The following is an 11174-nucleotide window of genomic DNA, read 5'->3' as shown; positions in this document are numbered from 1 at the left end:
ACTCACCTGCGAAGGACTATCTGCCCGGTGCGGGCCTCAATCCAAATCTCCCGGCGGCCGGTTTTGGCCTCCCAGACCAACAGACGTTCTTTGGGCTTGGGCTTGAGCTCGAGCTTCTCCACCGTGCCCAGGCTGGCTGTGGCGAGCTGGAGGGCTTGACTAAAAGGCAGGTGAGCTTCGCGGGTATGGGGGGGCGGGGGTTTGGGGCGCACGCGGAAAATCTGCCCGGTGCGGGCCTCTACCCAAATTTCCCAGCCCCCCAGCCGCACCTCCAAGTATGGGGGCGATTTGTCCAGCTTGAACTCAACCTTGTAAGGTTCGTACGGCTGGCCCAGGTGGTTCTGGGCCAGCTTTACAGCCTGCTCGATGTGCAGCAGGGGGGATGCGAAGGCTACCAACCAAAGACCTACCATAACGCCGCGCCTATTCCTTTCGGCTGAACTCGAGGAAGGCTTCCGCCCGCAGCACGCCCGCCTCGGCGCTCTTGCGATCCCCGCGCTCGAGGGCCTCCCAGACTTCTACAATCATGTCATTCAACCGCTCGCGCTGGTCAGGTGGTAGCGACCCTGTGGCCTCCCTAAGGGCCCGGATTCGCGGGGCCAGTGGAGAGGGGAGGGGGAGCACAGCGTCTTTGAGCTGAGACCACGGGCCCTGCCGTAGCTGACGTAGCACCCACACTACAACCACAGCTATCAGCAGCACAAGCAGTATCAGGAAAAGAAAACCTACCAGCGCCTCAAAGAAATCCCGCTCGCGGGGCCCCCAGAAATCTCTAGGCCCATAATAGGGCGCACAGGCTGCCAGCAAAGGAATCAGTAACAACCACAGCTTTTTCACAGATACCTCCTTTCATTAGAACCCGCCCCTTAGCGCCAGGGGCGGGTGATGCAAGGCTTGCTAGAAACCCCGGTCGGCCTTGATCAGATCCCCGGCAGCGCTGGCCAGGTGATGGGCCGCTTCAGCCTGATACAGGGAGCTAAAATCGTTGGGACTTACCCGGCTTAGCAGGCCTCGAGCCTCTTGCAGGAGCTGTCGCACCAGCGGGTTGTTGTTGCGGTAATAGGCCAACTCCGCTTCCAGACGAGTGATCCGTTCCTGGGCTCTATAGGGGGCCGAGTAGCTTACTGGGCGGGGCCTACCGCTGGGGCTTGCAGTGAGCATCCCACTTTCAAAGCGCTGGGCCACCAGAATTTTCCGGGCGGCCTTGGCCCGTTCGGCAGCTTGGAAATAGCGCTGGGCCTGGAAATCCCGCTGGGCTTCACCGGCCAGGCGCTGGGCCAGGGCTACGCGGGGGCCTTGCGTGTGCGAAAGCTCAAATTGCAGCCTGTAGAGCTCTTTGGAAGCCCGCTCCGCCTCTCGATAGGAGCTGGGGTTGGGGGCCAAAGGAGCATTCGTGCCAGGGCCCGCAGGGGGGGGCGTGGGGGGAACGGGCGGCTGCGGCTGGGCCAGCGCCAGGCTGGCAATCAGGGCGATCAGTGAAATCCAGATGCTTTTTTTCATCTTGACCTCCTTTGCAAGAACCCGTGTGAACCAGGTTCGCCTAGGAGGGTAGATGGGTTTGGTGGGAAGGATGTGGGAGCCTCAGACCAGCCACACCACCCCGTAGGGAGGCAGGCTGCCGGCGAAGTATTTGCCGCTAATCAGGTCGCGCCCCACCCGCCGGATGGGCTGGGGCTGGTTGGTCACGTTGATGTAGCACCCCACCTGCCGGTCGCGGTAGCCCCGGAGGATGCGCAAGACCTCCCTGGACTCCATCACCACCTGGGGCGCGCTGGGATGGAAGGCCGGGTGAGAAGCCCGCACCCTGAGCAGGTGGGTGAGGCGGGCCAGCACCCTGTGGGCGCGCGAATGGGGGTTGGAGAGCAGCCCAGCCAGCTCCGGCCCGGTGAACCTGTGCCGGTTGAGGCGGCGGTTAATCCCGCTTTCTGCCAGACCCGCGTGGTCGGAGGGCGAGCCGAAGAGGCTGTGGATGTAGACCCCCGGCACACCTTGCAAGCTCAGGAGAACGGCATGGGCCGCCAGAAAGCGGGCGATCTTGAGATCTTCGTCCTCGTCGCCGTGGGGATGATTGAGGGCATCGAACAGGGTCAGGCACAGCTCGTAGGGCACCGGGCCCGCCGGGGTGTCCTTGTAGTTGACCCGGCCCCCGTGGTCCAGGGCTTGCTGGACGAGGGCCGCAATTTCTTCGGGCTCCAGAATGCCGTGGGCCGGCACCACCCCCAGCCCATCGTGCGAGGCCAGGAAGTTGAAGAAGGTGGTGCGCTCGGAGGGCGGCTTCAGGCTGGCGGCCCAGGCGGCCAGCTTGCTGGCGTCCCCGGTGCGGAAGGTGTGCAGCACCAAAGGGGGCAGCGGGAACTGGTAGACCATCTGGGCCTCGTCGTGGCCGTTGCCGAAATACGCGATGTTGTCCTGGTGCGGTACGTTGGTCTCGGTAACCAGCACCACCTGGGGGGCTTTTATATCCAGCACCAGCCGCATCAACTTGACGATGCGGTGGGCCCCTTCCAGGTGTATGCAGCTTGTCCCGATCACCTTCCAGATAAAGCCCACCGCATCGAGGCGGATGAGCTGCGCCCCGTTGCGCACGTAGTGCAGCAGGGCATCTATTACCTCCAACAGCACCTCCGGGTGAGCGAAATTGAGGTCGATCTGGTCGGTGGAGAAGGTCGTCCAGACCAGCTTCTCGCCGCTTTGGGTCTGGAAGGGGGTGAGGAGGGGCAGGGCGCGGGGCCGGAAGACCTGCGAGAGGTCGGCGCCGGGCTCCACGGTGATGAAGTAGTTCTGGTACCTGGGGTCGCCCTGCAAGAAAGCCTGGAACCAGGGGCTCGAGGCCGAGACGTGGTTACACACCAGATCGGCCATTAGCCGGAAATCCGCCGCGATGGCCTGGATGTCCTCCCAGGTGCCCCACCCGGGCTTGACCTGCTTGAAGTCCACCACGCTGAAGCCATCGTCGGAGGTGGAGGGGTAAAAGGGCAGGATGTGCACCCCGGAGAAGGCGCCCTGGAGGTGCTGGCGCAGGAAGCGGTGCAGGGTTTGCAGGGGGGGTTCGCCGGCCTGGGTGATCTGGTCGGGGTAGGTGATCAGGATGGCGTCCTGCTCGCTCCAGGGGGGGGTGGGGTGGGGCCGGGCCAGGTCGGGGTAGCGCTCGAGCAGGGCCATGAGCTGCTCCAGCACTTCCTGGCCCCGGCCGGGGTAGAGGAACTCGAGGTGGTCTTTCAGCTTCAGATGTATGTCGGCGTGCGCGGTCATGGTGGGATGCGGTCGCTCCTCAGGGGTTGGCTCGATTATGGCAGAACGACCCCTCGCTATGTTCTTCAAGAACGCCAAAATTGTAACCTAAAACCCATGAGGCGCCTGCTCTGGCTGGTAGTGCTGCTGGCCGCCTGCCTGCCTGCCCCGCCGCAGCGCAACCTGCGACCGGCGGGCAGCCCCGATGTGGTGGTGATGGGTTTTGCGGGGCGCTGCGCTTCGCTGCCGGTGGTGGGGGATGGCTGCAACCCGCCCTTCGACAACTACGGCTACCTCGACGACGAGGTCTTTCCCCGCAGCACCACCCCCCGCCAGACCGCCCAGGCGGTGGTCGGGGTTTTTCGTGCACTGGGTTACAGCGTGGAATACTTCGACGTTTCGGCCTTCCTGTACGCCCACACCAGCGGCATCTCTAGGCAGCAGGAGCCGGGCTACCTCGAGGCCGAGGGGTACCTAAAGCGGGTGTATGAGTACTGGATCCGGGGCTTCGAGAACCCCACGCGGGTGGTGCTGCTGGCCCACTCCCACGGCACGGTCTGGGCCAGCCTGCTGGCCTGGAACCACCCCGAGGTGCGCTTCGACTACTTCATTTACCTGGACGCCATCTGTAGCTTCTGGGATACCGATAACATGCGCAACAACCGCATCATTCAGGATTACTACGATGCCCGCGGGCTGCGCCGCCCCTTCCCGCTCAACGAAGATGAGGGTGGTGGCCCCTGCGAGGTGGTGGCGGTGCCGGGCCTGCCAGCCAAACAAGACCTCAACGATGTGGTGCCGCCCAACGTGGGGGTGGGCCTCGAGGTGGTAAGCCGCAGCCCGCTCAACCTGGCCCCGGTCAACTTCATCCACGACGACGACCCCGACCACCGGCTCGACGGCTCCAAAACCCGCCTATTCCGCTTCCAGTCCCGCGAGGATCACAGCGGCGTTACCGCCCAGGGCAGCGACGCCATGCGGTGGGTGGTGGCCCAGATTCGGGCTCGAGATTAGCCCTTACCCTGCAAACTTGCGCAGCATCGCAGCAATTTGCGCCGGTTTTTGCGCGTCGCCTTTTGCAATGTCAAGGGCGCAGAGGGTCAGGAACTCCTGGAGAATTAGGGTCGAAGCCGACTCCATGGCCTTTTTGGTGGCGGTCATCTGGGTGAGCACTTCCTCACAGGGGCGGCCTTCCTCAACCATTTTTTGCAAGCCCCGTACCTGTCCTTCTATGCGACGCAAGCGCTTGAGAATGCCGTCTAGGGTCTCCCCGTTGAGGTCGCTGGTGTTCATGGCAATGTTAGTCTACACCCCCCACTTTGAGCTGTGCGCAGTCCATTCAGCGCGTCCCTGGCCTTAGTCTGGCTCCCCTTCGCTCTCGGGGGCGGGGGCCTCGAGCGCCCCCTCGCGTGGAGCCTCGGGGTAAAACCTGCGCAGCCTTCCGCCGAATAGCTGGATGAGCTTCTGAAAACGCGGGTCTTCGAGCAGGCCGGGCTGGCCTTCGGTCTCCTCGAGGGCTTCGTCGGGCGGGTTGGGGTCAAAGAGGGCCGCTTCGGGGTGCCAGGGCTCCGGTTCGGGCGGGCCCCCCTCCAGGGAGAGGCCGGGTTCCTCCCAGAGCGCATCGATGGGGGCGGAAGCTGGAGCGGCTATATCTGGGGTGCTGGGGGGTTCTGTTGGGGGTGGGGTTGCTGGACGATCCCCTTCGGGACGGAGCGCACTCCGTGCACCAGGTGGACGATCCCCTTCGGGACGGGCTGGTGCCCGTGCACCATTGGGACGATCCCCTTCGGGACGGAGCGCACTCCGTGTACCATCGGGACGATCCCCTTCGGGACGGGTTACCGCCCGCAAGTTGTTGGCCCGGTTCCCTGCCGGCTCATCCGCTAGTTTTTTTTTCCCACCCAGGCGCAGTTCGACCTGCTCGAGGCCCAGCACCTCTCGAACCGCCTTCTGGATGTCCTCGAGGTTCTTCTGCGCTCCTTGGAAGTGGAAGCTGGCCCGTTCGGGGAACAAAAGCACCAGTCTGTCCTCTTCAAAGCGCGGCTCGGCCTCGCGCACAAAGCCGCGGATGGTCATCTTGAGCGCGCCCATGACCCGCCGCCACTCCGAAGCGAGGTCGGCCACGCCTGGGGAAGGGGTGCTGGTCGGCGCAGCGGGGGCCTCCTTGCGGGCCTCGAGCTTTCTGGGTCTGGGGTCGAAGTCGGGGATGCTGGGCGGTGCAACCGTTGCCGCTGCGCTTGGGGCGGTGGGGGCCTGGTGCAGGGCCTGGTAGGCGCCGAGGAGGGCCAGCTCCAGCGACATGGCGTCGGAGCGCTTGAGGAGACGCTCCTGGGCCTCGTCCAGCGCGGTCATGGCGGCCACCAGGCGTTCGTCGGGCTGGTTCAGGTGGGGGCCCGTGCCCAGCCCCATGCGCCCGTATAGCCCGGCCCGCAGGGCCTCCAGGAGCCCCTGGGCCAGGGTGCGAGCGGCGAAACCCTGGGTGTAAAGCTGCTGGGCCTGCTCCAAAGCCGGGCGCAACTGCCCTTTGTCCAGGGCCTCGGCCAGCGCAAACAGCGCTTCCTGGGGGGGCAGCCCCAGGGCGTCCTCGGTTTGTTTGAGGGTGAGGGGGCCCTCGAGGGTGAGCAGCCTGTCCAAAAGGCTCTCAGCATCGCGCATGGCCCCGTCGGCCAGCCGGGCCACGAGTTGCAGGGCCGGGGGCTCGGCTTCGCGGCCCAGCCCGGCCAGGATGCGCTGGAGCTTCTCCACAATCTCGGCCTCGGAAAGCCGGCGGAAGCGGAAGTGCTGGGTGCGCGAGAGGATGGTGGGCGGCATGCGCTCGGGCTCGGTGGTGGCAAAGATGAAAATCACGTGGGGCGGGGGTTCCTCCAGCGTCTTCAACAGGGCGTTAAAGGCGCTCTTGGACATCATGTGAGCCTCGTCCAGGATCACCACCTTGTGCTGGCTAAGGATGGGACTGAGCAGGATGCGCTCGCGCAGCTCGCGCACGTCCTCCACCGAGTTGTTGGAGGCGGCGTCAATTTCCAGCACGTCGGGGTGCCGCCCCTCCCGCACCAGCCGGCAGCCCTCACAGGTGCCGCAGGGCCTGGGATCGCTCGAGCAGTTGACCGCCTGGGCAATCAGCCGGGCGCTGCTGGTCTTGCCCACCCCGCGGGGCCCGGAAAACAGGTAGGCCTGGGCCAGCCGCCCCGAACGCAGGGCGTTGAGCAGCACTTCCTTGACGTGCTCCTGCCCCACCATCTCGTCGAAGGTGGTGGGGCGGGCCTGGCGGTAGAGGGCGCTCACGGGTTCTAGCTTAAGGCCCGGAGCCAAAAGCGCAAAGTTGGGCAGTTGGGCTTTCGGGCCTGGCGTTGATTACCTGAACCTCGAGACCCGTCGGGGGCGGTCAGTCCTTCGAAAACACGGTCTTGCGAGTAAGTCCTATATCTCCGGCAAATCCAGGTCGGGGATGCGGTTAAAGGCGATGCGGGTCACGGCGCTCTGCTCGGTGCGGTGCATACCGGCAAAGTAGAGGGCCTGGGGGCCGTACTTGCTGTTGGCCTTGTCCATGGCCTGGGCCAGCCGCACCAGCTTCTGCTCGGACTCAAACAGCGGCTCGCTCAGCTCGAGCGCCGGTGTCAGGTGGCCCAGGGCGATGCCCACCTTGAAGGGGGTGCCCTCGGGCTTCTGCTGCCAGAGCCCAAGGCTCACCCGCAACAGGGTCAGGGTGTCCTGGCTGGGCTGGATGCGGATTTGGGCCTCCCATTTGCGCTGCTCGCCACCGTCCAGAAAGCGCAAAAACAGGGCCAGCGAACCCGCCCAGTAGCCTTCGTGGCGCAGCCGGGCAGCGGCCCGGTGCACCAGCCGGGTAAGCACCGCGCGGGCCCCGGCCTCGCTACGCAGCGCCGGGGGCAGCACGTGCGAGTGGCCCAGGCTGCGCCGCCTTGTGGGTGTCTCGGGCAGGTCGGCGCCCCGCAGGCGGTGCCACCAGGCCAAGCCGTGTACCCGGCTGCCCCAGACCTGGGCGAGCTGGAGCGCAGAAAGCCGGTAGAGCCCCTCCACCGTGGTCACCCCGTGCTTGAACAGGCGCCGCTCCATACCGGGGCCGATGCCCGGCAGGTCGCGCAGTTGCAACGAGTAGAGCCGGTGGGGCAGGTCGGAGGGCTGCAACAGGGTCAGGCCATCGGGTTTGTGCATCTCGGCGGCTACCTTGGCCAGAAACCGGTTGGGCCCCAGCCCCACCGAGCAGCGAAGCTGGCCCCCCACGCGCCGGTAGATGGCCTCTTTGACCTGCCTACCCAGTTGCAGGGCGTTTTCGGGCTCCCTTTCCCGCCCCATTAGCTTGCAGACCAGCTCGTCAATCGAGAGCACCGCCTCGACGGGCAGCACGCTGTCTACCGCCTGCAGGATTTGATGGTGCACGCGAATGTACTCCCTGGGGCGGGCCTCGACCAGCTCGAGCCCGGGGCACAACAGCCGGGCATCCTGTACCAGCGTCCCGGTCTTGATGCCGTAGCGCTTGGCCTCGTAGCTGGTAGCGATGCAGCAGGTGGTCTCGGCCAGCATGGGCACCACCGCCACCGGCTTGCCGCGCAGCTCGGGCCGGAGTTGTTGCTCCACCGAGGCAAAGAAGGCGTTCATGTCCAGAAACAGGTAGTGGATGCCCATGCGAACCTCCAGGATGCGTTGGATGGTACACACCGAATGGTTTTCGGCGATTACGCTTATTACATAACACAGGGGTCATGTTTTTGCAAGGGCAAATAGCCTGGGTATCTGGGGTGCGCCTTCCTTGCCAGGGGACTCAGTCTAAGGGGTCTTTGGCGGTTTCCTTGGTCTCGGGCGCAAACCCGGCGAACATATAGACCTCGTCCCCCTGGTCGCTGAGGTGGAGTTCGGCCAGCCCCTTACGTATCATCTCGCGCAGGTGGGCGCGGGCCTGCTCGGTTTCTAGCTGGCAGTGCAGCACCACCTCGGCCAGGGTGACCCGGCCCTGCATCTGCTTGGCCACGGCCAGAATGCGCTGCTCGGGCGATTGCGCGACGCTTTGGGGGGTTTTGGAGGTTGCCAGGCGGTAGCCCAGCACCCCCACGATGGTGAAAAACACCGCCATGCCCGCCAGAACCCCAGGCCCCTCTTCTCCCAGGTTGCCCGACACCAGGTCGCTGATGGCGGCCACCACAAAAAACCCGCTCAGTGCGACGATGAACCATCCCAAAAAAGCGCGCATCCCAGGGAATTATAGGCACTGGCCGCGTCCTTGCTGGTTCAAAAAAACAAAGAGCCCCCAGGCGAGGGCTCTTTTTGCTGTACAGGCAAGCGTTACACCAGATTCGGTTAGTTCGCCACCGAACGGTGGCGAACTAACCCGACCGAAGTTATCCGCGCAGCGGAGGGCGATACCGCCCCTTGGAACGGGAGTGCTCTAGGATTCAAAAAGATAGCCGCTCAAAGCTTTTTGTTCGATGACTATCTTTTTGAACCCGGTATTAGAAGTTCAGCTTGAGGCCGGCCCGCGCCCCCAGGCCGAAGTTGCCGCCGCTCTCGAAGCGGGGGTTGCCTTCCACGAAGAGGCCGAGGGGGCCAAACAGGTTGAGGTCGAGCCCCACGGCGGCGGAGCCGTAGATGGGGTTGGCCAGGGCGGGCAGGAAGCGGGCACCCACCCCCAGGTAGGGGCTGACAGTCCCGCTGCCAAAGTGGCGCATCAGGTAGGCCTCGATCCCCAGGGCCTGGGTGCTGAGGTTGTAGTCCAGGCCGGCCCGCAAGCCAAGGCCCAGGAATGCATCGCGCACCCCTACCATCCCGGTAAGGTTGATATTGCTGCTGTCAAAGACGCCCCCGCTGGGCTGGGGAATGATGCCCAGGGCCGCCCCTGCGCCAAAGTAGAAGTTGCGGGTCGGGGGCGCGGGGGGTTCGGGGAGCCGCACCTCAGGCTGGGGTGGGGGGGGAGGGGCGGGTTGCTGGGCTTGCTGACGCAGTTCGTTGACCTGGTTTTGCAGGGTGGTGACCTGGTTGCTCAGGCCGCGCACCTGCTCTTCCAGGGCAGCCACGCGGGCGGCATCGGGACGGTTGCGAATCTGCTCCTCCAGCGCGGCGATACGGCGCTCGAGGGCGGCTACGTCCTGTGGGGCGCTGGGGGCAGCAGGGGCCTGGGCCAGCCGCTGAACCTGCTCCTCCAGGGCTGCGATGCGGGCCTGGAGATCGGCAGGGGTGGGGCCCGCCGGTTGGGCTGGGTTCTGGGCCAACTGCTGAACCTGCTGCTCGAGGGCCGTTAGGCGCTGCTCGAGGGCCGCTGCTTTTTCGCTGGTCTCGATGGCTCGCCGAACCTCGGCCTCGAGCGCGGCCAGCCGGGCGGCCTGATCCTGGGTGGTGCGCTCGAGGGCCTCAAAGCGCTGCTGTAGCTGTTGAAGCTCGGGGGCGACCTCCTGCGCCCCCCGCTCCACCGCCAGACGGCACTCGGGACGGGCGTTCTCGAGGCGGTTGGTCTGGTAGAGACGGAAGAAAATCAGGGCGGCCTGGTAGCGGGTCAGGTTCTGGTTGCCGCGGAAGGTGCCGTCGGGGAAACCCTCGATGAGGCCACACTGCACGGCAAACTCCACCGCCTGGCGGGCCCAGTGCCCGGCCGGAACATCCCGGAACTGGGTCTGGGCCTGGGCCAATGCGCCGAAAAATATAGCCAGTATCAACCCCACTAAGGTTACACGGCTTTTTCGCATATAAACCTCCTCTTTGGTTGTTGAAGCCTGATTGGCTCGGCTTCGATTCCTACGCTACGCAGCCAGGGTGAGGGGCTCCTGTGGCTGGGCTTTAAACGAAATTGGGAACGCTATCACCCATTTCATGTTTGTGATTTTCCGCCGGGGCCCGCAGCCTAAAAGTCCAGCCTGTATTAACTGCCCATAAACGCAAAGCTGGATAGGTTGAGCGTATACTTGGCTTGTTATGCGCACAATTGCTGTGTTGCCCTGGCTGGTTGCGCTGGTGCTGGCCCAGAGCGGGCCCACCTACACGGTGCAGCGCGGCGACACCCTGTATTCCATTGCCAAACGCCACGAGACCACCGTGGAAATCCTGATGCGGCTCAATGGCCTGAGCGAGGCCACCCTGAGCGTAGGACAGGTGCTGCAATTGCCACCCCGCACCGTACAGCACACCGTTCAGCGGGGGGACACGCTTTTTTCCATCGCCCGGCGCTACGGCTCCACGGTGCAGGCCATCCAGCAGGAAAACGGCCTCGAGGGCACCAGCCTCTCGCCCGGCCAGGTGCTGCGGATTCCCCAGGTGGGCGCGGCGGCCCCTACACCCCAACCGCCCCCGGGCGCTTCGGCCAGCCTGGCGAACCCCACCCCGCTGCCCAACCCCACCCCGCCTGCGCCCGAACCCGCTCCGCAGCCCCAGCCCAGCCCGCCCGCCGACACCGACTACGACCCCACCCACCCCCTGATTCTGGTGGTGCTCAAATACCTGGGGCTGCCCTATGTGTTTGGGGCCAGCTCCGACCGCGCGGTGGACTGCTCGGCGTTTGTACAGCAGGTCTTTGCCGAGGTGGGCATCAAACTGCCCCGCACCAGCCGCGAACAGTGGGAGGCTTTCGGCACCGTGCAGGGCGCGATGCGCCAGGGCGATCTGGTGTTTTTTAGCTTTGGAGGCCGCCAGATTGACCACGTGGGCATCTACCTGGGCCGGGGGGTGTTCGCCCACGCCAACAGCTACGGCAGCCGGGTGGTGATCGAAAGCCTGGACAGCCCTTTCTACAAGCGGGTCTATCGCGGGGCCAAGCGGGTGGAGGCCTTGCAGGCCGTGCACCCCTGATAGCGCCATAAAGGAAGCCCACCCAGGCTCAGGCCTGAGCGGTGGGGGACTGGTTTGGCTGTCGAAGATGCGAGACAGGCTCTGTCACGCTCGAGGCCCACACTGGCGGGCGTGGAAAACAAACAGCGCATTCACAAAAAGGTATCCGGCTGATT

General features: G+C 65.0%; 11 protein-coding genes. 2 read left to right on the top strand and 9 right to left on the bottom strand.

The features are described 5' to 3' along the window. Nucleotides 1–2: 2 nt before the first annotated feature. The 4 genes from MRUB_RS15250 to MRUB_RS15235 all read right to left on the bottom strand — a co-directional run bounded on the left by MRUB_RS15250 (nt 3) and on the right by MRUB_RS15235 (nt 3252). Nucleotides 3–413 (bottom strand): hypothetical protein, encoded by a 411-nt coding sequence (locus MRUB_RS15250; protein WP_013015274.1) that lies wholly within the window; start codon nt 411–413, stop codon nt 3–5. Nucleotides 414–423: 10 nt separating this feature from the next. Further along, the gene (locus MRUB_RS15245) at nt 424–837 is read right to left on the bottom strand and encodes a hypothetical protein (protein WP_013015273.1); all 414 of its coding nucleotides are present in this window, start codon (nt 835–837) and stop codon (nt 424–426) included. Between the two features lie 60 nt (nt 838–897). After that, nucleotides 898–1500: a hypothetical protein gene (locus tag MRUB_RS15240; protein ID WP_013015272.1), complete on the bottom strand. Its 603-nt coding sequence runs from the start codon at nt 1498–1500 to the stop codon at nt 898–900. An 81-nt stretch (nt 1501–1581) separates the two neighbouring features. Next, nucleotides 1582–3252 carry a sugar phosphorylase gene (locus tag MRUB_RS15235; RefSeq protein WP_013015271.1) on the bottom strand — a complete coding sequence of 557 codons (1671 nt, stop codon included), beginning with the start codon at nt 3250–3252 and terminating at the stop codon, nt 1582–1584. Between the two features lie 96 nt (nt 3253–3348). Between MRUB_RS15235 and MRUB_RS15230 the strand changes: the two genes are divergently transcribed. Further along, nucleotides 3349–4245 carry a hypothetical protein gene (locus tag MRUB_RS15230; protein WP_013015270.1) on the top strand — a complete coding sequence of 299 codons (897 nt, stop codon included), beginning with the start codon at nt 3349–3351 and terminating at the stop codon, nt 4243–4245. 3 nt (nt 4246–4248) lie between these two features. Here the strand turns inward: MRUB_RS15230 and MRUB_RS15225 are convergent, their stop codons facing one another. From MRUB_RS15225 to MRUB_RS15205, 5 genes are all read right to left on the bottom strand, one after another. Continuing rightward, a complete protein-coding gene (locus tag MRUB_RS15225) occupies nt 4249–4524 on the bottom strand; it encodes a metal-sensitive transcriptional regulator (RefSeq protein WP_013015269.1) in 276 nt (91 codons plus the stop codon). Nucleotides 4525–4587: 63 nt separating this feature from the next. After that, on the bottom strand, nt 4588–6513 hold the full coding sequence (dnaX, locus tag MRUB_RS15220) for a DNA polymerase III subunit gamma/tau (RefSeq protein ID WP_013015268.1): 1926 nt from the start codon (nt 6511–6513) through the stop codon (nt 4588–4590). Between the two features lie 135 nt (nt 6514–6648). After that, a complete protein-coding gene (locus MRUB_RS15215; RefSeq protein WP_015586607.1) occupies nt 6649–7908 on the bottom strand; it encodes a DNA polymerase Y family protein in 1260 nt (419 codons plus the stop codon). Nucleotides 7909–8011: 103 nt separating this feature from the next. Continuing rightward, nucleotides 8012–8437 carry a hypothetical protein gene (locus MRUB_RS15210; RefSeq protein WP_013015266.1) on the bottom strand — a complete coding sequence of 142 codons (426 nt, stop codon included), beginning with the start codon at nt 8435–8437 and terminating at the stop codon, nt 8012–8014. A gap of 259 nt (nt 8438–8696) precedes the next feature. Then, complete coding sequence (locus MRUB_RS15205) at nt 8697–9923, bottom strand: S-layer homology domain-containing protein (RefSeq protein ID WP_013015265.1); 1227 nt, start codon at nt 9921–9923, stop codon at nt 8697–8699. Between the two features lie 226 nt (nt 9924–10149). Here MRUB_RS15205 and MRUB_RS15200 point away from each other — a divergent pair, with 226 nt between their 5' ends. Then, nucleotides 10150–11019, top strand: a complete 870-nt coding sequence (locus MRUB_RS15200; RefSeq protein ID WP_013015264.1) for a C40 family peptidase — start codon at nt 10150–10152, stop codon at nt 11017–11019. Nucleotides 11020–11174: the final 155 nt, after the last annotated feature.

It is taken from the genome of Meiothermus ruber DSM 1279, from assembly GCF_000024425.1.
Classification (GTDB): Bacteria; Deinococcota; Deinococci; order Deinococcales; family Thermaceae; genus Meiothermus; species Meiothermus ruber.
Note: the sequence above shows the minus strand (reverse complement) of the source record. Positions and strands in the feature narration are given on the sequence as shown.

Coding starts and splice junctions, on each gene's coding strand:
- MRUB_RS15225 (WP_013015269.1), bottom strand. CDS start 4,524: ATGAACACCAGCGACCTCAACGGGGAGACCCTAGACGGCATTCTCAAG.
- MRUB_RS15210 (WP_013015266.1), bottom strand. CDS start 8,437: ATGCGCGCTTTTTTGGGATGGTTCATCGTCGCACTGAGCGGGTTTTTT.
- MRUB_RS15235 (WP_013015271.1), bottom strand. CDS start 3,252: ATGACCGCGCACGCCGACATACATCTGAAGCTGAAAGACCACCTCGAG.
- MRUB_RS15250 (WP_013015274.1), bottom strand. CDS start 413: ATGGTAGGTCTTTGGTTGGTAGCCTTCGCATCCCCCCTGCTGCACATC.
- MRUB_RS15240 (WP_013015272.1), bottom strand. CDS start 1,500: ATGAAAAAAAGCATCTGGATTTCACTGATCGCCCTGATTGCCAGCCTG.
- MRUB_RS15230 (WP_013015270.1), top strand. CDS start 3,349: ATGAGGCGCCTGCTCTGGCTGGTAGTGCTGCTGGCCGCCTGCCTGCCT.
- MRUB_RS15205 (WP_013015265.1), bottom strand. CDS start 9,923: ATGCGAAAAAGCCGTGTAACCTTAGTGGGGTTGATACTGGCTATATTT.
- MRUB_RS15200 (WP_013015264.1), top strand. CDS start 10,150: ATGCGCACAATTGCTGTGTTGCCCTGGCTGGTTGCGCTGGTGCTGGCC.